We start from the raw sequence: 20,398 nt of genomic DNA, 5'->3' as shown, positions 1-20,398 counted from the left end.
GACATGCTTACGGTACCACGAAAGTCACGAAACGAGAAAACTTCGCATTGCACTTTGACCACTGTTTTGGTTTATGGCCATAACTATTTCCGGCATGGAATTCTCACGGGAGATCAATTGATGACGACGATGCAGGATCGCGAAAAGGCCTTCGAAGCAAAGTTTGCGCTGGACGAGGAACTGAGGTTCAAGTCTGAGGCGCGCCGCAACAAGCTTCTTGGTCTCTGGGCTGCCGGCTTGCTCGGCAAGAGCGACCCAGAGGCCTATGCGAAGGAAGTCGTTGTGGCCGATTTCGAAGAGGCCGGCCACGAGGACGTTGTGCGCAAGATCAAGGCCGATTTCGACGCTGCCGGCGTTGCCCAGAGCGAAGAGCAGATCCGTGTGCGCATGCTCGAGCTTCTCGGCGTCGCCATCGAGCAAGTCCAGAGCAGCTGATCTTCGAGGCTATCATACGCCCATGATATCGCCGCTCGGCCTCAGGTCGGGCGGTTTTTATTTGACCGCCTTGTAGCGACGCCCTTTTTCCGGCGGCGCATCCGCGTTCGGTGACAGTTTCCAGCCGCTCTTGATGCGCTGTTCGAAATCGAGGCGGCTCATCGGCTTTGCCAGGGCGTAGCCCTGCAGAATATCACAGCCAAGCTCCCTCAGTATCGCCGCGTGCTCCCACGTTTCCACACCTTCGGCCACCACCTTGATATTGAGCGAATGCCCGATGTCGATGATGGCACGAACGAGCTTTGCCTGCTTGGCGCTTTCGTTGATCGGCCCCACCAGCGCCCGGTCGATCTTCAGGCGGGCCGGGTTCAGGTTGAGCAGGCCGATAATCGAGGCATGGCCGGTGCCGAAGTCGTCAATTTCGATCTCGATACCGAGCGTGTTGAGCGCGGCGATCGTCGCGGCAATCTCGTCTTCGAGATCGTCAAGAAAGATGGATTCCAAGAGCTCGAAAGACATGACACCAGGCGGGATGTTCATGGCGCGAAGGTCTGAAATCAGGCTCGGGTCCCGCAGTCTGCGCGAGGAGACATTGACCGAGATCTTGGGGACGGTCAGACCGGCACGCCCCCAGGCCGCAAAATCGGCATAGGCCATCTCGACGATGTTCCTGTCGATCGCGGGCAGGGCGTTGATCTCTTCAGCTACCTTCAGAAAGTGGCTCGGAGGAAGAATTCCGCGTTCCGGGTGGTCCCATCGCACCAGAGTTTCGACGCCGGTGAGCTCCAGCGAGTGGGCGTCGAACTGCGGCTGATAGTAGGGCACGAACTGGCCTTCTTCGATCGCCTGACGGATATCGTCGCCGGTGCGTTTGGCGCTGAGGATCTGGTTCTGGATCTGCTCGGAAAACACCTCGAAGCGATCGCGGCCGAGGCTCTTGGCCCGGTAGAGCGCGATATCTGCATTCATCAGCAGTTGCTTGGGATCCGTCTCGACCTCGCCCCTCCAGGCAATGCCGATGCTGGCCCCGAGCCGGCAAAGCTGGCCGTCATAGGGAATGGGCCGGCGGAAGGCATGGACGATGCGGGCGGCCAGATCTCCAAGCTCGTCCATCCCGCGGCCGCGCCGACAGAGGATCACGAATTCGTCGCCGCCGATGCGGGCGATGAAATCGTCCTGGTCGGCATGAGACCGCAGGATTGCGGCTGCATGGGTCAGCATCGCATCGCCGGCCTGATGCCCGAGCGTGTCGTTGATCTGCTTGAAGCGATCAAGATCGAGGTGGAGGATAGCGTTGAGCGTCGGATCGTCCGCCAGTATCTGGTCGAGATAGCGCCTGTTCGGCAGGTCCGTCAGGTAGTCGTGCAACGCGTTGTATTCGATACGGATGCGCGCTTCCTCAAGCTCGCGGTTGCGGGCCTCGGTTGCGGCCTTGGCCTTGCGCAGTTCCTCCTGCAGCGCGATGTCTTCGGTTACGTCCCAGTTCGCGCCGATCAGTTTGCGGGTGCCATCGCGGTCGACATAGAACGCCGTGTTGGCGCGAATGTGCCGGATTTCTCCATTCGCCAGGACGATGCGGAACGCATTGGTGAAGGGTGCACCCGCGGCGACGCCGTCATTGACGCGGGCGATCGCCTTTTCGCGGTCGTCGGGGTGGAGCATATCTTCCCAACTGCGGCCGCTGGGCGCGCCGGCTTTGGGGTCAAGCCCATAAATACCGAGGATACGTTCGTCCCAAAGCGTCTCCTGGGTTTCAAGGTTATGGTCGAAGACCCCGATCTTCGATACGTCGAGGGCAAGTCTCAGGCGCCGCGAGATTTCCTCCAGCCGCGCCTCGGCCTCCTTGCGCGGCGTAATGTCGGTGTCGGTGCCGATGATGCGAGTGGGCTTGCCGTCCGGCCCATAGGCGACGGATGCGCCGCGGCTTTCGATCCAGACCCAGTGTCCGTCCGCATGGCGTTCGCGGTACTGGAAGGTGTTGTACGTGACCTCTCCAGAATCCTGGCGTCCGATCGAGGCCATGACATGCGCGCGGTCGTCCGGATGCACATTCTCGATCCAGCGATCGAGCGCGCCATCGACCTCGGCGTCATCAGCCAGACCACGCAGGCGCTTCCAGGTGGCGGAATAGAAGAGGTTTCCGGTCGAAAAATCGTGATCCCAGACGCCTTCAAGTGCGCTTTCCAGCGCATACTTCCACCGCGTCTCGTCGTTGCGAAGCCCCGCGATCTCGGCGATCAAGTGGTCGACCGGCAGCATCAGCAGCATGCGACCGTCCGCCATTGCATAGGAAGTGCAGACCACCGAAACGATATCGGCTGCTCCATGCAAGCGGATCGTCTGGGCGGACGCGGAAGATCGCACCGTCCCGGTCGGCCTCAGCAGGTGATGGTCGTCGGGGTGAACAAGGTCACGAAGAGAACGGTTGAGCAACTCTGCCGGCGGAAGACGCAGAAGCTCGCTGGCATAGGGGTTTACCGAAACGATTGACGCTTGTTCATTGAAAACGAGCGCCGCCACCGGCAGCTGGTCCAGCGCCGCTTGCGTCACGATATTCAGCTTCGCCGGCGCGCGGCGTTCGCTCCTGATGGGATCTTTCGGTCCGGTCACGTATCCCACGATCCAGCATTTGTTGCCGGCAGATGATGATCGCGGACCATGAACTTCGGATTAATGCCGAGTCGTCTTATTCGCAGTGCGATCAGGGTTGGAGGCGGCTGAGGAACTGCGCAAAGACCATCGTGCCTTCCGGCCAGGGGCCATGCCCGGACTCGGTGTTGAGGTGGCCGGATTCCCCCGCATCCACCAACAGCGAGCCCCAGGACTTGGCGATTTCGTCGGCATGCTCATAGGAGCCGAACGGATCGTTGCGGCTTGCGATCAACAGCGACGGGAACGGCAGCGGATCGCGGGGATAGGGGCCGAATGTCATGAGATGCTTCGGACGGATCGCGGCATTGGCCACGTCAGGCGGAGCCACCAGGAAGGCGCCGGCGATCTTCTTTTCGATGTGGGGCAGGGCATGGACCGCGGTCGCGACGCCGAGGGAGTGGGCGACGATGACCACCGGCTTTTCAGCGGCATTGACCTCCTCGACCATGCGCGCCACCCAATCCTCGCGCACGGGCTTGGCCCATTCGGCCTGCTCCACGCGGCGGGCGGTGGACATTTTTCTCTCCCAGCGTGACTGCCAATGGTCAGGGCCGGAGTTGGTGTAGCCGGGAACGATGAGGATATGGGCGTCGGAAAGTTTCATAATGGCCGCGATGTGGCGTCGAAAATCGTCGAAGTCAAGGCGTAGGCGACAGAGGCATCATTTTATGTATAATCGACACTGCAGGTCGCGGTCGATGCGGCTCGAGTTTTGCCGTTGTCGCTGGTCCGGGACCGCTCTGTAGTGGTTGAGGAGTGTGAGCCATGACAACATTCCATGTTCTGTCGGGACCGGACGCCAGCGTCGCCCATCCCGGAATAAAAAAGATCGGCCTGGCTGACGTGATGGACGCGTTGCGCCTCGGGTTCAACGACTTTCGCGAAAAGCCGTCTCACTATGTTTTTCTCTGCTTGATCTACCCCATCGCCGGTGCCGTGCTCATGACGTGGAGCGCGGGCGCCAACATGCTGCCGCTGCTCTATCCGCTCGCGTCCGGCTTTGCCCTTATCGGGCCGGTCGCCGCCATCGGACTCTATGAAATCAGCAGGCGCCGCGAACTTGGCATGGACACGTCCTGGCCTCACGCCTTCCGCCTGCATCGATCTCCGGCACTGCCCTCGATCGTGGCTGTCGCAGCGATGCTATTCGTCATCTTCATTGCCTGGCTCCTGGTGGCACAGGCGCTCTATATCAGGATCTTCGGCGCCGAACCGCCGGCATCGATCGCCGCCTTCTGGAACGGCATCGTCAACACGGAGCAGGGCTGGAACCTGATCCTGGTCGGCAACGCCGTCGGGTTCGTCTTCGCCGCGATCGTGCTGTCGATCAGCGTAGTGTCGTTCCCGTTGCTGATCGATCGTGACGTCGGTGCTGTGGCTGCCGTCGAAACCTCGATACGCGCAACTCTCGTCAATCCCATCCCGGTTGCCTTCTGGGGGCTGATCGTTGCGGCCGGCCTGCTGATCGGGTCGATCCCGGTCTTCGTCGGCCTTGCCGTCATCATGCCGATCCTCGGTCACGCGACATGGCACATGTATCGCAAGATGGTTGAGCCCGGTGCTCGCAGCAGCCGTATGCGATAACGACAAAACGGCCAGCCTCCCGGAGGCTGGCCGCTTCCTCCTGTGAGGATCGTCCGACCTACTTGAAAAATTTGTAGTAGGACGAAATCTGGGCGGCGGTGTTGGACGAAAGATTGAGCTTGATGCCGATCTTGTCACCGCGATACCAGCGGACCATGCCGGTCAGAAATCCGAGTTCTTCGCTGCGGATCGTCACTTCCTGTCCGGTGCGTGCATTGATGTCGAAATAGAGCTGAAAGCAGATGCCTTCTGCGGAAAGATCCGTAACGATGCCGTTGCTCGCACCCGTCTTGCAGGTCACCGTTCCGGTAATCTTCGTCTGCGTGCGCGCTGCCGTGCGCTGAACACTGTCCTTGTAGGCCATGTGAACCCTCGATCTGAATTGATCAGCCTCGATCATCTCACGCAAAGATTGAATTCCTCGCTAACAAAAATGCCCGCATTCGAGCAAACTGCATCAAATGCGGGCATAATAGCGCAATACCACAGAAACGTGCTTCGCTCTGACACGAACCGGGCGGCTATCGCGCCCGGCCCTTATTGCTTGCGCATGTCGTTATCGCAAAAGCGCTACGCACTTTTGCGCGGCGGCGTCAGCCAAAGACCCGGCCGAAAATCGTGTCGACGTGCTTGGTGTGGTAGCCGAGATCGAACTTTTCGCGGATGTCGGCTTCCGACAGGGCCGCGCGAACCTCCGTGTCGGCAAGCAACTCCTCAAGGAAGTCCTTGCCCTCTTCCCAGACCTTCATCGCATTGCGCTGAACGAGGCGATAGGCGTCCTCACGCGAAACACCGGCCTGCGTCAGAGCGAGCAGGACACGCTGCGAGTGAACGAGACCGCGGAACTTGTTCATGTTCTTGGTCATGTTGTCGGGATAGACGAGCAACTTGTCGATCACGTTGGTCAGGCGGGCAAGCGCGAAGTCGAGCGTCACCGTCGCATCAGGGCCGATCATGCGCTCGACCGAGGAATGCGAGATATCGCGCTCGTGCCAGAGGGCTACGTTCTCCATCGCCGGAATGGCGAAGGCGCGAACCATGCGGGCAAGACCCGTGAGGTTCTCCGTCAGCACCGGGTTGCGCTTGTGCGGCATGGCCGACGAGCCCTTCTGTCCCGGCGAGAAGTATTCTTCCGCTTCCAGGACTTCGGTGCGCTGTAGGTGGCGGATTTCGGTTGCCAGCCGCTCGATCGACGAGGCGACGACGCCAAGAGTGGCGAAATACATCGCATGGCGGTCGCGCGGAATGACCTGGGTGGAAACCGGCTCCGGCTTCAGGCCAAGCGCCTTGGCGACGTGTTCCTCGACGCGCGGGTCGATATTGGCGAAGGTGCCGACGGCGCCGGAGATGGCGCAGGTCGCGACTTCTTCACGGGCCGCGATAAGGCGCTGCTTGCAGCGATCGAACTCGGCATAGGCAAGCGCCAGCTTGACGCCGAAGGTCGTCGGTTCGGCATGAATGCCGTGCGAGCGGCCGATCGTCACCGTATCCTTGTGCTCAAAGGCGCGGCGCTTCAGTGCTTCGAGCAGCTTGTCGATATCAGCAAGCAAAAGGTCGGTTGCGCGCACGAGCTGTACGTTGAAGCAGGTGTCGAGCACGTCGGAGGATGTCATGCCCTGGTGGATGAAGCGGCTGTCGGGGCCGACGAACTCTGCCAGATGCGTCAGGAACGCGATGACGTCATGCTTTGTGACGGCCTCGATTTCGTCGATCCGGTCGACGTCGAATTTGGCGGCGCGCCTTTTTCCCAGATCGTCTTTGCGGCATCCTTCGGGATCACGCCGATTTCGGCCAGCGCATCGCAGGCATGGGCCTCGATCTCGAACCAGATGCGGAACTTGGTTTCCGGCGACCAGATGGCCACCATTTCCGGTCGGGAATAACGGGGGATCATGGGCTCTCAGCTTTCGTCATCAGTGGAGGATGGCTGTGCCTCTAGCAAAGATGCCCGACAAGCTCAACGTTATTGACGGCCTCGCGAACCTGCAAGCCACAGGCTGGCGGCCAGAAGTGCGGCGCCGCCAACCGGAAGATAGAGCCGAACGCCCAGCACAAGGAACTGGTAGAAGGCGACAAGCGAGGTAAAGGCGAACTGGTAGAACCAGGTCCGGGTACCGGTATTGGCATGCCAGCGGGCGTAAAAGACGCGATAGTCGAGTGCGAAGAGCATTGCCGTCACGGCGATCGTGCCGAGCGAAAGGCAGAGCAGATAGGCCGCAAACCGCGTCTCGGCAGGGCGGCCAAGCGTAGAAAACCGTGCGAGGAACAGGGCAGCTGGCCAGGCCAGCATGCCGCCCAGACCATACATCACCAGCAGTTCCACCAGGTGGAAGGTCAGGGCGCCCTCGCGCAGCCAGAGCGCGACCCAGGCGGAAGCGACCATCACCAGCCCCCAGGCTGGCGTGCCGAAGACAAGTTCCGCCGCGGACGGAAACGCCCGCAGGAATCGCGAGCGCTTGAGGGAGGGCGCGGAAGCATATGCTGATTTCACTTCCGCCCCGGCGCCCGTTTCGTTCATTTTGCGATCCGCGTCGGAACCGCAATCCATCGTCCGTCAGTCGTGCCCTCGAACCCGAGCGATTTGACGAGCACCATCACAACGTGGGTTTGCGTGCCGTCGTCATTCATGTGCGTTACCGCACCGCCGATGCGATAGCCCGTCGGGCAACGGCGGCTTTCCGGCACACGGGTATCGTCCTGCAGCACGTCGCTTGCAGGCTTGCCCGCCTTCATCGTCATCGACAGGCGGAAGCCTTTGACCTCCTTCAGGAAGTCCTTGCAGAGCCCACCTGGTTCGAAGCTCTTTTCTTCGAGCGTCAGGCCGTAGGTCTGGCGGAAGGCATCGTCGGCGGCAAAGGCATCGTAAGTGAGGGCCAATGGCGTTGCATTGGCTTCGGTAATCGGATTGTAGGCCGCCAGCAATCCCGGCGCCTCGGCAAGCCTGTAGGCGTCGATCAGCGGAGCGGCGCGCCGATGCGCCTCATGTCTCATCCGGTGCAGGGGGGCGCCATCTTCGCGACCGACTGCGCGCACCGGCGCACCCGGCAGAAAAGTGTCGTTGCGGGTATCGATGACGTAGATCGTGGAATAGGGAAAACCCGAGCCGTCCTGGACACCGTATTCCTCGAACGCAAAGACATATCCATCGGAGGAAAAGCCGATCGGCTGGAATGCGGCATAGTCACCCGCCGATGCCTGCGAGGCGACAAATGTCACCGCCAGGAGGAGGAGCCCTGGCGCTGCCGGGCGCGAGATCATCAGCGGGCCTGTTCGGCAGGCGCTCGGATCGCCTGGATGGCGGAGCGATAGGCATCGACCCAACCACCCTTGAAGATCGCCGAACCGGCGACCAGCACGTTTGCGCCGGCGCCGGCTGCAATCGCCGCCGTTTCAGGCGCAATGCCGCCGTCGACTTCGATCTCGATCGGCCGGTCGCCGATCATCGCCTTGATCCGGCGGATCTTTTCCGCGGTCGCGTCGATGAACTTCTGGCCGCCGAAGCCCGGGTTGACCGTCATCACCAGCACCAGATCGACGGTGTCGAGCACATATTCGATGGCGCTTTCGGGTGTTGCCGGGTTGAGCGAGACGCCGGCCTTCTTGCCGAGCGACCGGACAGTCTGCAGCGAGCGGTGCAGGTGCGGCCCGGCTTCGGCGTGAACCGTCAGGATATCGCAGCCGGCCTTTGCGAAGGCTTCGAGAAAGCCGTCGGCGGGCGAGATCATCAGATGGCAGTCGAAGGTCGCTTCGGTGTAGGGGCGCAGCGACTTGATCACGTCGGGCCCAAACGTGATGTTCGGGACGAAATGGCCGTCCATGACATCGAGATGGATCCAATCCGCGCCGGCATCGACGACATCGCGGACTTCCTGTCCGAGCTTCGAGAAATCGGCCGCCAGGATCGACGGGGCAATGCGGATGGGATGGGTCATGAGAGGCTCCGGCTGTTTCCCGCGCAATAGCACTCCGCAGCCGCGCAAACAACATGCGCGGTGCTAATCGCGCTTTAGTCGCGGCTCGACCATGACGGCACGGGATCGTTTTCGGCAGGTGTGGCGTCGTGGACGCCGCGGGCGATCGCGCGCGCCATCGTCGCGGCGGCGGCAGCACCCAGCTCGAGGAAGTCTGCGAGCTCCAGCGTCCGGCCGCTTGCGCCGGTGGCAAGGGCGAAAATGAGGTCGCCGTCGAGCGGCGTGTGCGCCGGCCATATTGCCCGCGAGAAGCCATCATGCGCGGCGATCGCCAGGCGCTTGGCCTCGGCCTTGGTCAACACCGCATCTGTGGCGATGACCGCAATCGTGGTGTTGGCGGCGGCCGACAAGTTTGCGCCCATTTTCGTGCGGACCTCGGATGCATTCGCCGGCATGGGGTGGGGAAGGCCGAGCCCACCGAACTCGTCCTGTTTCTCGTGAGGGGCGGCCCAGAAGTGCCGGGTGCTGCCGACAGTCGCAGAACCCAAAGCATTGACGGCCACGAGCGCGCCGACGGTAATGCCGTTCGGCAGCACGATTGAGGCGGAGCCAAGGCCACCCTTGAAGGTCGCGGTCAAGGCGCCAGTGCCGGCACCGACCGAGCCGGTGGCAAAATCAGCGTCAGCCTTTTGTACAGCCTCATACCCAAGTTCGCGGTAGGGCGGAAACTGCCCCCAATCCTTGTCGCCGCCATTGATCAGGTCGAACAGGATGGCGGTCGGGACGATCGGCACACGGTGCGGGCCGATCACAAACCCACGTCCCATTTCCCTGAGCGCCGCCTGCGCCCCGGAGGCGGCATCCAGCCCAAACGCTGACCCGCCGGACAGAATGATACCATCGACTGTCTGCACGGTGTTGTGCGGTTCGAGAAGATCCGTTTCGCGCGTGCCGGGCGCGCCGCCGAGCACCTGGACGGCGGCCGTTGCCGGCGGATCGCAGACGATGGCAGTCACGCCCGATTTCAAGCGATGATCTTCGGCATTGCCGACGGAAAGGCCGGCGACGTCGGTGATAAGGTTGCGTGGACCAGGCAGCATCATTGCACTCCGGCGGCGTCGGCAACCGGCACGAAGCGGCCGCTCTGCCATTGCATCAAGCGATAGGGGTTGTCGGCGCGTTCATGCCCCGCATTGAAAGCAATCGGCCCAAGAACCGTCTGGTATGGCCCCTTGAGCAGGGCCTCTGTCAACGGCTTTTCATCCTTCTCGGCCTGGTCCTTGGCCTGCTCGAGAACAGACATGGCGCCGAAGGCCTGAAGCACATAGCCATCGGGCTCGATGCCGGCGGCACGCATCGCCTCGGCTATGGGCTTTCCTTCGGGCGACCGCGCCGCATCGGGCAACGTCAGCGCCAGGACACCATCGGTGAGCGGCTCGGCCACGTCGGCTGCATTCAGCGTGTCACCGCCGAGCAAGGTGAGGTTCGCGCCTTCCTCCTGCGCGTCGCGCGCGATCACGGCAGTATCCTGCCGGTCGCCGCCGGTGAAAACGTGGGTGGCGCCGCTCTTGACGAGCCGCCGTACAAGATTGATCTGCTGTTCCTGGGCCGGCCGATAGGTGTCGGTAAAGACCGGGGTCAATCCGATTTCGCCGAGCGCTGCGCGCACGCTCTCGACCAGTTCGCGGCTATGGATCGTGCCGTCGTCGATCAAGGCGATCGGCTTGTCCTTCCAACGCGCGGTGATCGCAGCAACGACGGCTGCCGATTCGGCCTTGCCACTCGGCGCCAGGCGGAACAGCGGCCAATGCTTCTTGAGTACGTCTTCCATCAGGATGTCGGACCGTACGCTCAACGTCACCGCCGGTATATTGGCCTCGGCGAGGGCGGGCAGTGTCGCGTCGAGGCTCTCGACGCAGAGGAAGCCGATGGCCGCCTCTGCAGCTGCTGCCACAAGCGCCTTGGTCAGCGCTTCTGCACCGGCCGCGTCGCATGTTTCCGGGATGACGACGATTTCGCTGCCGCGATCGCCGGCCTGGAAAGAGGCGCCATCGATGATCTGTTTGCCGAGAAGGGCAAATGGCCCTTCAACGGGGGCAACGACCGCGACCTTGACGCCGGCAGCGGCGGCAGGTGCGGCTTGCGCCATTCCCGCTACGATGAGGCTCAAAACGATCGATCGAAGCATGCAATTCCCCGCTACTGCATAATTCCCAAGCTCGGATTGGTTTCAAGGAAAGATTATGCAGCGAGTCCAAAAATGCTACCGCAATCCTTGGCATGAACTCAATCACCCGCAGCGCTGTAGTGGCCGCATGTTTTAAGGATGTGGCCACCGGCGTCAAAGGAAAAGATGCGAGTGGAAACAACGGGCATCCGATCCGCGCCATGGCCATGTCGCGGATCTGCAAGAATCTCCAGCCGGCGGGTTTCATAATTTACGCCAGCGTCTATATGTGCCTGACCTCGCCCGGAGAGAGATGTGTTGGAGAGAACCCGACTGGACCCGATAAGTTATCGCGACGCCATGAGCCGCCTGGCCGGCCACGTGCAGCTCATCACCGCTGCCAGTGGCGGCGAGCGCCGCGGCGTCACGGTCACTGCTTCCTGCTCGGTTTCCGACAGTCCGCCGACCGTTCTCGTTTGCCTGAACGGCGCCAACCCGCGCAACGACATCTTCGTGCGCGGCGACAGCTTTGCGCTGAACCTGCTCGGTGACGAACACCGTGCGCTCGCCCACGCCTTTTCCGGCCGTGACCAGCTCGACATGGATCGTCGCTTTGCGCTTGGCCAATGGAGGCAGCTGGCAACCGGTTCGCCGATCCTCGTCAATGCGACGGCCGCGTTCGATTGCCGGCTGATCGAGGTCAAGACCATTGCGACCCATCTGGTGCTGTTCGGCGAGGTCGTGGACGTCGCGCTTGGCCCGCCGCGCCCGCCGCTCATTTATGTAGACCGCGGATATCACTCGCTGTAGGTTTTCACGAGGCGTAATTCACTCTCTGCGCTTGATTGAGAAAACGCCTGCAACTTGCTGATATAAAGGCATTACTTCAACCGAAATAGCTTACAACTGAAACTGGCCGTGGCGGAGGATGCATGACGGCACCGGCGACAGGCGTATTGCCCCAATCCATCGATGAAACGATGGCGATGCTGGAGGCACAGGATTATCTCGCCGGCACGGCGCTTGCGACCGTGCTGTTTCTCGCGTTGCGGATGAAACGCCCGCTCTTTCTCGAGGGCGAGGCCGGTGTCGGCAAGACCGAGATTGCCAAGGTGCTGGCTCGTGCCCTCGATCGGCCTTTGATCCGCCTGCAGTGCTACGAGGGGCTCGACGTCGCCTCCGCCGTCTATGAGTGGAACTACCCTGCGCAGATGCTGGAGATCCGGTTGTCGGAAGCGGCCGGAGCGGTCGACCGACGCAGGGTCGAAAGCGACATCTTCTCCGAACGATTTCTCATTCGACGCCCGGTACTTCAGGCGATTTCCGCTGAGAACGGGCGGGCGCCGGTGTTCCTGATCGACGAACTCGATCGCACGGATGAAGCCTTCGAAGCGTTCCTGCTCGAAGTCCTCTCGGATTTCCAGGTCACCATTCCTGAACTCGGCACCATCCGTGCCATTGAGCCGCCTATCGTCATCATCACCACCAATCGCACGCGCGAGATCCACGACGCCTTGAAGCGGCGCTGCCTCTATCATTGGGTCGACTATCCGAAGGCAACACAGGAACTCGAAATCATCCGCCGCAAGGTTCCGGGCTGCAACGCCGCCCTGTCGCGCGAAATCATCGCCTATGTGCAGCGGCTTCGCACCATCGCTCTCTTCAAGAACCCGGGTGTCGCCGAGACGATTGACTGGGCAACGGCCCTGACCGAGCTCGACCGGCTCGCGCTCGACCCCGAAACGATCGCCGATACGCTCGGCACCTTGCTCAAATACCAGGACGACATCGCCAGGATCGACGGAGCCGAGGGGCGCAAGCTGCTCGCCGAGGTCAAGGCCGAATTGCTGGCGGCCGGTTGACGATGGAGCCGGGAGAACATTCGCCTGACGGTGCCATTCTCCCGCCGATCCCGCCCGGTGACGGAAAGCTCGCCGACAACATCGTGTACTTTGCCCGCGCCCTGCGACGCGCCGGGATAAAGATCGGACCCGGGGCGGTGGCCGACGCCATCGACGCGGTGACCCTGATCGGCATCGGCGCCCGCGAGGAATTCTACGCCGCCCTTCAGTGCATCTTCGTCAAGCGCCACGAGGACCAGCCCGTGTTCGACGAGGCGTTTCGCCTGTTCTGGCGCTCGCGCGGCCTCGTCGAGAAAATGATTGCGATGATGTCTCCGCTCGCGCCGCAACGCGAGAGCGAGCGCCAGCGCCGACAGGCCGGCGAGACGCGCGTCAGCGACGCACTGATGTCCGGCCACGATGACACCCGGCCGCCACGTGACGAACCCGAGATCGAGGTCGATGCGCGCTATACGGTTTCGGGGCGGGAGCTGTTCCGCAAAGCCGATTTCGCCCAGATGACGGCTGCCGAGATTACCGAAGCAAGGCGGGCGCTATCGTCTTTGGTGCTGCCGCTCGATCGGGTTCGTACGCGTCGGTACCGCGCTTCGGCGCGGCAAATCCGGATCGACCCGCGCGCGACGATGCGCGATGCGATGCGCTTCGGCGGCGAACTGATCTTGCCGCGCTTTCGCGAACGGCGTCTCGTTCATCCGCCGCTGGTCGTGCTTGCCGATATTTCCGGCTCGATGAGCCAATACACCCGCATCTTCCTACACTTTCTCCATGCCCTGAGCGAAAAGCGCCAGCGCGTTCACACCTTCCTCTTCGGCACGCGGCTGACCAATGTTTCGCGACCGATGCGAAACCGCGACCCGGATGTCGCGCTCGACGAATGCATCTCCGCGGTCAAGGACTGGTCGGGTGGCACGCGCATCGGCGAAACCCTGCATGAGTTCAACCGACGCTGGTCGCGGCGCGTCCTGGGGCAGGGCGCCATCGTGCTCTTGATTACTGACGGGCTCGAGCGGGACGATACAACTGAGCTTGAGCAGGAGATCGATCGCCTGCATCGATCCTGCCGTCGGTTGATCTGGCTTAATCCGCTGTTGCGGTTCGACGGCTTCGAGGCGCGGGCGCGCGGCGTCAAGGCGATGCTGCCGCATGTTGACGAATTCCGTGCCGTGCACAATCTTGAGTCCGTGGGCGAGCTGGTCAGATCGCTGTCGGGTCAAAGGTCCGGAGAGGCCGACCCTCGACGGTTCATGAGCGAGCATCGCGCCTTGCTGGGAGGCAAGTAAAATGCAGGTATCAGCTGACGTCCTCGATCCGCTCGCCGTCGCCGAAGTCTGGGCTGGCGAGGGCCGCCAAGTAGCGATTGCAACGGTGATCGAAACCTGGGGGTCTGCGCCGCGGCCGGTCGGCAGTCATCTGGTGATTGACGGTGCCGGCAATTTCGAAGGTTCCGTTTCCGGCGGATGCGTCGAAGGTGCTGTCATCAGCGAAGCCGCTGATATCATTGAGACGGGAAATCCGAGGATCCTGGAATTCGGCGTAGCCGACGAGACGGCATGGCGTGTCGGTCTTTCCTGTGGCGGCCGGATCCGGGTGCTTGTCGAGCGGGTTGACGGCTGAGCCATGGACCTCACAACCCTTCAGGCATTGAATGCAGCCCGGACGCGGCGGCAAGCGGCTGTTGTCTTCAGCGATCTCGAGACCGGCCAAAGCGTGCTCTGCGTCGCAGGCGAGCGCTGTCCGGCCGAATGGACCGAGGCGATGGCGGCAGCACTTCGCTCCGGCAAGCCCGGAATGATCGTCGTAGGTGAGCGGTCCTTTTTCCTCAATGTCTACCTGCCGCCACCGCGCATCCTGGTTGTCGGCGCCGTCCATATCTCCCAGGCGCTCGCGCGCATGGCGCCCATCGCAGGCTTCGACCTTACTATCATCGATCCACGCACGGCCTTTGCGACGGCCGAGCGCTTTGCTGGCGTAGAGCTGATAGCGGAGTGGCCCGAAGATGTTCTCAACGTCCGGCCGCTTGATCGGTTCACGGCCATGGTCGCCCTCACGCATGATCCGAAGATCGATGACGAACCGATCCGGGCGGCCCTTGATGCCGGCTGTTTCTATGTCGGTGCGCTTGGCAGCAGAAAGACCCATGCAGGCCGCGTCGAACGCCTGCGTCGCCTGGGGCTAACCGACGATGCGATCGCGCGGATCAGGGCGCCAATCGGCCTCGACATCGGCGCGGCGAGCCCAGCGGAGATCGCCCTTGCTATCCTTGCCGAAATCATCGAAGCGCTCAGGCGCCGGGATATCATGCCCGGCAGCGAGGAGCATCGATGAGATTTGGGAGCCTCAGTGTTTCAGCGGCCGAAGGCACCGTGCTTGCGCACGCGGTCAAGATTGGCGATCTTCGATTGCCGAAGGGGCACGTCCTGACCTCAGCCGATATTGCTGCATTGGTTCAGGCGGGCACCGACGAAGTTATCGTCGCCCAGCCGGATCGGGGCGATCTGCTGGAGGATGAAGCGGCGGCCCGGATCGCTGCGGCGATCGCGCCCGACCATCTGCGGTTCTCGGCAGCGGCAACCGGCCGCGTAAACATCTATTCCCGCGTACACGGACTGTTCGTCGCCACCCGCGACACCGTCGACCGGTTGAACCGCATCGACCCGGCCATCACGCTCGCCTGTCTTGCAGATCATGTGCCGGTGCAGCCCGGCGACATGGTGGCGACGATCAAGATCATCCCGCTTGCGGTGGCAGGCTCGCTCGTGGCGAAGGCGGAAACGCTGCTACGCCAACACACAACCTTCGAGGTCAAACCCTTCGCCCCGCGCGACGCGGCACTAATAGCAACCGAGTTGCCATCGCTGAAGCGCCAGGTCATGGACAAGACCCATGCCGTGCTGGCTGCGCGCCTGCGGCAATCCGCAAGCCGGCTAACGACCGAGCGGCGCGTCGCCCATACGGAAGACGCCGTGGCTGCAGCCATCGGCGATTTGAAGGCAGACCACGACCTCATCGTCGTCTTCGGCGCGTCGGCGGTTGCCGATTCGGATGATGTCATTCCGGCCGCCATCCGCCTTGCGGGCGGCACTGTCGATCATGTCGGCATGCCCGTTGATCCCGGCAATCTCATCGTGCTCGGCCGCGTCGGCACGGTGCCGGTGGTCGGAGCGCCCGGCTGTGCGCGGAGCCCGCGTGAAAACGGCTTCGATTGGGTGCTCGATCGCATCCTCGCCGGCGAATGGCCAAGCCCGCATGACATTACCGGGCTCGGCGTCGGCGGCCTGCTGAAGGAGATACCCACCCGCCCGCAGCCGCGAGAGCCCGTTGCCTCCAAAGCTCTGGGCCCGGTGGAAACCGTCGTGCTGGCAGCGGGTCGTGCAAGCCGCATGGGGCCGGAGGGCGGCCACAAGCTGCTCGCGACCTTCGGTGGCGTGCCCCTCATCCGTCGCACCGTCGTCAGCGCGCTTGCAGCCGATATCGGCCGGGTGATCGTTGTCACCGGCCATCGGGAGGCCGAAATCCGCGCTGCACTCGGCGATTTGCCGGTGACGCTCGTTTCCAATCCCGATTACATGTCCGGTATGGCATCGTCGCTGACATCAGGGCTTTCGGCACTCGATCAAGGAGCGGGCGGCATGCTGGTGATGCTCGCCGACATGCCCGGGATAACGGCAGGCGATCTGCGCCGGCTCGTCGATACATTTACCGCTGAAGGCGGGCGGGCAGTGATTCGAGCAACGGCCGATGGCCAGCGCGGCAACCCGGTTATCCTGCCGCGCCAGACATTTGCTGCCATCAGCCAGCTGGTTGGCGATGTCGGCGCAAGGCATATCGTCGAGAGATGTGGCCTGCCGGTGGTCGACGTCGAGCTTGGAGCAGCTGCGCGTCTCGACCTCGACACACCGGAGCAGATCATCGCTGCCGGCGGCATATTGGAGGAGTGACAGCATGGACAATGCGGCAATCGAAGAGATGTTCGAAACGCTTGGGGCCGTGACCATCAAACGCATGTTCGGCGGCAAGGGCGTCTATTTCGAAGGCATCATCTTCGCGCTTGAAGTCGATGGCGAAATATTGCTGAAGGGCGACGACAGGACAGGCCCGACCTTCGAAGCGGCCGGATCCAGACAATGGGCCTATGACGGCAAGGGGAAAACGGTGAAGATGCCCTATTGGAGCATCCCGGAAGAAGCGTACGACGATCCGGACGAAATGGCGCGGTGGGTCAGGCTTGCCTATGAGGCGTCGCTGCGGGCCAAAAAATAGAATCGACGACGGAGTTTAATTGGCGTCAACCAGCGCCTTCGTCTGCACGCGAATGGCACGGACGGCGTCGGCGGCAAACCGCGAAAGCGGCTGGGGCAGGGCATCGAGATCGTACCAGCCGATGTCGGAAAGCTTGTCCGGTTCGGTCAGTTGCGGTTCGCCCGAAAAGTCGTCGGTCACGTAGATCATCGAGATCCAGTGCTGACGATCTGCTTCGATCAGTTGTTCGCTGAGGCAGAGAAAGCGGGTCGAGCGGATAGACAGGCCGCTTTCCTCTTCCGCCTCACGGCGCGCAGCAAGCTCGCTGCGCTCCATGTGATCGACCTTGCCGCCCACGATATTCCAGTGGCCGGCCTCGGGCGCCTTCAAACGCTTGCACAACAACAGCTTGCCATCGCGCATGATCGCTAGTCCGCAACCGAAGCCCGGAAAGTCGATGCCTGGCCGACCCATTGATAGGATCAGGCCTTGCCGGCGATCAGCATGAATGCGGGGATTTCGTCGCCGAAACCGACAGGTGTCGGGCCGTCGTCGTGATCGCGACGGTGGCGGCTGCGGCGATCGCGGTTGTCGTCATTGGCAGGGTTTGCCGCGCGGACCGGACGTTCCGGACGGTGGCCGTTGCTCTGCTTCGTCTCTGCGTTGCGTGCCGGTTTCACCGATTCTACCCTTTCCACGACTGCTTCAATTTCGGCCTCACTATCGGCACGAACCGTATCGGTTTTGTGATCGGAACGGCCACGTGGCGCCCGGTCCCCATCTTTTTTATTACGGTCCCTGCGACCGTCACGACCGCGTTCACGGCGACCGGTGTCGTGGCTTTCCATCGGCTCGGGAAGGTTCGACAGATCACCGTTCAGCCACTCGACCTTCTGGCCGATCAGCTTCTCGATGGCGTCGGAGAACTTCGTGTCGCGCTTGGTCACCAGCGTGAAGGACGCGCCGGAGCGGCCAGCACGGCCGGTACGGCCGATGCGGTGAACATAGTCTTCCGCATGGATCGGCACGTCGAAATTGAAGACATGGCTGACATCGGGGATGTCGAGGCCGCGGGCAGCAACATCGGATGCGACCAGCAATGTGATGTTGTTGTCCTTGAAGCCGGCAAGCATGGCCATGCGCGAGCGCTGGTCCATGTCGCCATGCAGAGCACCAACCGAGAAGCCATGACGCTCGAGCGACCGGAAGAGGTCGGCGACATCCTTCTTGCGATTGCAAAAGATGATGGCGTTCTTCAGCTCGTCCTGGGCGCGGATCAGATCGCGCAGCACGGCGCGCTTCTCGTAATCCTTCGCGTGCGTCGCGACGAAGCGCTGCGTCACCGTCTGTGCCGTCGATGCCGGACGGGCAACTTCGACCCGTTCCGGGTTCTGCAGGAAGCGGTCGGCAAGCTTCTGGATCTCCGGCGGCATGGTTGCCGAGAAGAACAGCGTCTGGCGCGTGAACGGGATCATCTTGGCGATGCGCTCGATATCAGGAATGAAGCCCATGTCGAGCATGCGGTCAGCTTCGTCGATGACCAGGATTTCGACGCCGCTCATCAAAAGCTTGCCACGCTCGAAATGGTCGAGCAGGCGGCCGGGCGTGCAGATCAGCACATCGGCGCCGCGCTCCAGCTTGCGGTCCTGTTCGTCGAACGAGACGCCGCCGATCAGAAGTGCGATGTTGAGCTTGTGGTTCTTGCCGTACTTGTCGAAGTTCTCTGCAACCTGGGCCGCCAGTTCGCGCGTCGGCTCCAGAATCAGCGTGCGCGGCATGCGCGCACGTGCACGACCCTTTTCGAGCAGGGTCAGCATCGGCAACACGAAGGATGCCGTCTTGCCTGTTCCCGTCTGCGCGATGCCGAGGATATCACGGCGCTGCAGTGCCGGGGGAATGGCACCAGCCTGGATCGGGGTCGGGATTGTGTAGCCCGCATCGGTAACTGCGGAGAGAACTTTTTGGCTAAGGCCAAGGTCAGCAAAATTGGTCAAAGGGAAATCTGTTTCCGTTCCGGTTCGGGAAGAACACTGCTCGATCGGTGGAAAACACACCACCGCGTGGCCGGGCTCTTAAGCCGAATGCCGTCGAAAGTCAAGAAATCCAGCACGTTGAAGCTGGAAAAGGTTGATGGCAACGAATCTGTTGCGTTTCTTGTCAAGTAGCACGGGCCGAGCGGGTCGGCATGATGCTCATTTCATGTAGCTCGCGAGCTTGCTGCTGGCGTTGAGAAACCGCATGGGGTCGACTGCCTGACCGTTCAGCCTGACCTCATAGTGCAGGTGCGGGCCTGTCGAACGACCGGTGTTGCCGGACTTGGCAACGACATCACCGGCCTTGATCCGGTCGCCGACCTTGACGAGCACCGTCGAGAGATGGGCATAGCGACTGGAAACGCCATTGCCATGATCGATCTCGACCATGTTTCCATAGCCACCCGTCAGCCCGGCAGTCGTCACGGTGCCCGGAGCCGTCGCGCGGATGCGGGTGCCGACGGTGGCGCGAAAGTCTATGCCCGCATGCAGCGCCAACCGCCCGAGAAAGGGATCGAGCCTGTTGCCGAAGTCGCTGGTGATATCACTTGCGGGCGACGGGTTGCCGAATGGCAACTCCCGGACCTGTGCGCGCGTCCGCTCGAGCTCGACAAGCGCCGAGTCAAGCGCGGCAAGCGATCGACCGAAGCCATCGTTATTGACGGGCTCTACGAAAGGTCCGCCGATCGCGCTATCTATGGAACCGGTGGTTTCATCTGAGGGCGGCAATTCGGCGACGTCATTTTCTGGTAGGGCAACACCTGTGCGACCGACGATCTTGCGGATCGCCTCGGACGTTTTGGCGGCTCCGTCGGTCAGTTGCTCAAGCCGCAACATCTGGTCGCGCTCAACATCCTTCAGCGAGAGCGTCACTTTCGAAAAAAGCCGATCGGCGCGATCGGAGGTGCTTTCAACCGTGGCAGGCCGGGCATAGGCGAGGGCCGCAACTCGGGCGGGCGCGGCACCCTGTGTGCCGCTCAGCCCCATCAGTTTTTCGATTGCCTGCACACCGCCCGTGGCATCGGCACGTTCTTCGTAGGCGAGGGGTTCGACCGGTGCAGGTTGGGTGAAATCGGTCGACAGACCAGAATTTTCAGCCCGTTCGATCAGCGCGCCGAGTTTGCCGTTTCGAGAAGAAAGCGCCTGCTGCTGCTGAAGCAGCTTTTCGACTTTCTCTTCGACCACCTGTTGATCGAGTAACTGCCGGCTCGTAACGCGATCGACCTGCGCTCGCAACGCGGTGATTCGATCTTCGTATTCGTGCTGCATGCGCGCTTGGCGGGCGATCGTGCCACCGATGAGGTCGTCGCGAAGAACAAGGTAGGATGTGGCGGCGAGGTAACCGATGCTGAACACACCGGCTGCAGAAACGGCAAGGGCCGCCATCCAAGGACGCACGGTCATGTGACGAACCTTGTCGCCGCTCGCCAGGATCAGGACGTGATTCTGCGCGCGATTTCCGAAGGTGCGATTTGCCGAACGTTCAGACACTCCACCGCTCCCGCCATGTGCGAA

Annotated in this window: 20 protein-coding genes and 1 pseudogene; 9 read left to right on the top strand and 12 right to left on the bottom strand. The window is 62.1% G+C overall.

Features of this window, described 5'->3' with window-relative positions:
- The first annotated feature begins 120 nt into the window (after nucleotides 1-120).
- Nucleotides 121-435, top strand: a complete 315-nt coding sequence (locus tag BKP54_RS03530) for an ATPase inhibitor subunit zeta (protein ID WP_025427150.1) — start codon at nucleotides 121-123, stop codon at nucleotides 433-435.
- A 57-nt stretch (nucleotides 436-492) separates the two neighbouring features.
- Here the strand turns inward: BKP54_RS03530 and BKP54_RS03525 are convergent, their stop codons facing one another.
- A complete protein-coding gene (locus BKP54_RS03525) occupies nucleotides 493-3,045 on the bottom strand; it encodes an EAL domain-containing protein (RefSeq protein ID WP_051509167.1) in 2,553 nt (850 codons plus the stop codon).
- 91 nt (nucleotides 3,046-3,136) lie between these two features.
- Complete coding sequence (locus BKP54_RS03520; protein ID WP_025427148.1) at nucleotides 3,137-3,691, bottom strand: alpha/beta hydrolase; 555 nt, start codon at nucleotides 3,689-3,691, stop codon at nucleotides 3,137-3,139.
- A gap of 161 nt (nucleotides 3,692-3,852) precedes the next feature.
- Here BKP54_RS03520 and BKP54_RS03515 point away from each other — a divergent pair, with 161 nt between their 5' ends.
- Nucleotides 3,853-4,671, top strand: a complete 819-nt coding sequence (locus BKP54_RS03515) for a DUF2189 domain-containing protein (protein WP_057208670.1) — start codon at nucleotides 3,853-3,855, stop codon at nucleotides 4,669-4,671.
- Between the two features lie 58 nt (nucleotides 4,672-4,729).
- On the opposite strand, the gene BKP54_RS03510 is transcribed toward BKP54_RS03515, so the two are convergent.
- The 7 genes and pseudogenes from BKP54_RS03510 to BKP54_RS03480 all read right to left on the bottom strand — a co-directional run bounded on the left by BKP54_RS03510 (nucleotide 4,730) and on the right by BKP54_RS03480 (nucleotide 10,770).
- Nucleotides 4,730-5,035: a PilZ domain-containing protein gene (locus BKP54_RS03510; protein ID WP_025427146.1), complete on the bottom strand. Its 306-nt coding sequence runs from the start codon at nucleotides 5,033-5,035 to the stop codon at nucleotides 4,730-4,732.
- Nucleotides 5,036-5,264: 229 nt separating this feature from the next.
- Nucleotides 5,265-6,565: pseudogene (gene purB / locus BKP54_RS03505) on the bottom strand (adenylosuccinate lyase).
- A gap of 69 nt (nucleotides 6,566-6,634) precedes the next feature.
- Complete coding sequence (locus BKP54_RS03500; RefSeq protein WP_051509166.1) at nucleotides 6,635-7,189, bottom strand: hypothetical protein; 555 nt, start codon at nucleotides 7,187-7,189, stop codon at nucleotides 6,635-6,637.
- Nucleotides 7,186-7,929 carry a DUF2259 domain-containing protein gene (locus BKP54_RS03495; RefSeq protein WP_025427143.1) on the bottom strand — a complete coding sequence of 248 codons (744 nt, stop codon included), beginning with the start codon at nucleotides 7,927-7,929 and terminating at the stop codon, nucleotides 7,186-7,188. Before BKP54_RS03495 ends, BKP54_RS03500 begins: the two co-directional genes overlap by 4 nt.
- Nucleotides 7,929-8,603 (bottom strand): ribulose-phosphate 3-epimerase, encoded by a 675-nt coding sequence (gene rpe, locus BKP54_RS03490; RefSeq protein WP_025427142.1) that lies wholly within the window; start codon nucleotides 8,601-8,603, stop codon nucleotides 7,929-7,931. The genes BKP54_RS03495 and rpe overlap by 1 nt, the downstream gene beginning before the upstream one ends.
- Nucleotides 8,604-8,677: 74 nt before the next feature.
- Nucleotides 8,678-9,685, bottom strand: coding sequence for a P1 family peptidase (locus BKP54_RS03485; protein WP_084814276.1), 1,008 nt, complete (start codon nucleotides 9,683-9,685; stop codon nucleotides 8,678-8,680).
- Entirely contained in the window at nucleotides 9,682-10,770 is a 1,089-nt protein-coding gene (locus BKP54_RS03480; RefSeq protein WP_057208667.1) for a branched-chain amino acid ABC transporter substrate-binding protein, read from the bottom strand. The genes BKP54_RS03485 and BKP54_RS03480 overlap by 4 nt, the downstream gene beginning before the upstream one ends.
- 339 nt (nucleotides 10,771-11,109) lie before the next feature.
- Between BKP54_RS03480 and BKP54_RS03475 the strand changes: the two genes are divergently transcribed.
- From BKP54_RS03475 to BKP54_RS03445, 7 genes are all read left to right on the top strand, one after another.
- A complete protein-coding gene (locus tag BKP54_RS03475) occupies nucleotides 11,110-11,559 on the top strand; it encodes a flavin reductase family protein (protein ID WP_082523666.1) in 450 nt (149 codons plus the stop codon).
- 122 nt (nucleotides 11,560-11,681) lie between these two features.
- Entirely contained in the window at nucleotides 11,682-12,611 is a 930-nt protein-coding gene (locus BKP54_RS03470) for a MoxR family ATPase (protein WP_057208662.1), read from the top strand.
- A gap of 2 nt (nucleotides 12,612-12,613) precedes the next feature.
- Nucleotides 12,614-13,891: a VWA domain-containing protein gene (locus tag BKP54_RS03465; RefSeq protein WP_057208659.1), complete on the top strand. Its 1,278-nt coding sequence runs from the start codon at nucleotides 12,614-12,616 to the stop codon at nucleotides 13,889-13,891.
- Nucleotide 13,892: 1 nt separating this feature from the next.
- A complete protein-coding gene (locus BKP54_RS03460) occupies nucleotides 13,893-14,225 on the top strand; it encodes an XdhC family protein (protein ID WP_057208657.1) in 333 nt (110 codons plus the stop codon).
- A gap of 3 nt (nucleotides 14,226-14,228) precedes the next feature.
- The gene (locus tag BKP54_RS03455; protein ID WP_057208654.1) at nucleotides 14,229-14,936 is read left to right on the top strand and encodes an XdhC family protein; all 708 of its coding nucleotides are present in this window, start codon (nucleotides 14,229-14,231) and stop codon (nucleotides 14,934-14,936) included.
- Complete coding sequence (locus tag BKP54_RS03450; RefSeq protein WP_057208650.1) at nucleotides 14,933-16,549, top strand: NTP transferase domain-containing protein; 1,617 nt, start codon at nucleotides 14,933-14,935, stop codon at nucleotides 16,547-16,549. The genes BKP54_RS03455 and BKP54_RS03450 overlap by 4 nt, the downstream gene beginning before the upstream one ends.
- 4 nt (nucleotides 16,550-16,553) lie before the next feature.
- The gene (locus tag BKP54_RS03445; protein WP_025427133.1) at nucleotides 16,554-16,871 is read left to right on the top strand and encodes a TfoX/Sxy family protein; all 318 of its coding nucleotides are present in this window, start codon (nucleotides 16,554-16,556) and stop codon (nucleotides 16,869-16,871) included.
- Between the two features lie 15 nt (nucleotides 16,872-16,886).
- Here BKP54_RS03445 and BKP54_RS03440 read toward each other — a convergent pair whose 3' ends face one another.
- The 3 genes from BKP54_RS03440 to BKP54_RS03430 form a co-directional block, all read right to left on the bottom strand.
- Nucleotides 16,887-17,324 (bottom strand): NUDIX domain-containing protein, encoded by a 438-nt coding sequence (locus tag BKP54_RS03440; protein WP_025427132.1) that lies wholly within the window; start codon nucleotides 17,322-17,324, stop codon nucleotides 16,887-16,889.
- Between the two features lie 8 nt (nucleotides 17,325-17,332).
- A complete protein-coding gene (locus BKP54_RS03435) occupies nucleotides 17,333-18,844 on the bottom strand; it encodes a DEAD/DEAH box helicase (protein WP_025427131.1) in 1,512 nt (503 codons plus the stop codon).
- Between the two features lie 198 nt (nucleotides 18,845-19,042).
- On the bottom strand, nucleotides 19,043-20,374 hold the full coding sequence (locus BKP54_RS03430) for a M23 family metallopeptidase (protein WP_245317791.1): 1,332 nt from the start codon (nucleotides 20,372-20,374) through the stop codon (nucleotides 19,043-19,045).
- Nucleotides 20,375-20,398 lie beyond the last annotated feature (24 nt).

Origin of the sequence: Ensifer sp. 1H6, from assembly GCF_001976035.1 — a bacterium.
GTDB lineage: Bacteria > Pseudomonadota > Alphaproteobacteria > Rhizobiales > Rhizobiaceae > Ensifer > Ensifer canadensis.
This window is presented reverse-complemented; position numbering and strand designations above follow the sequence as displayed.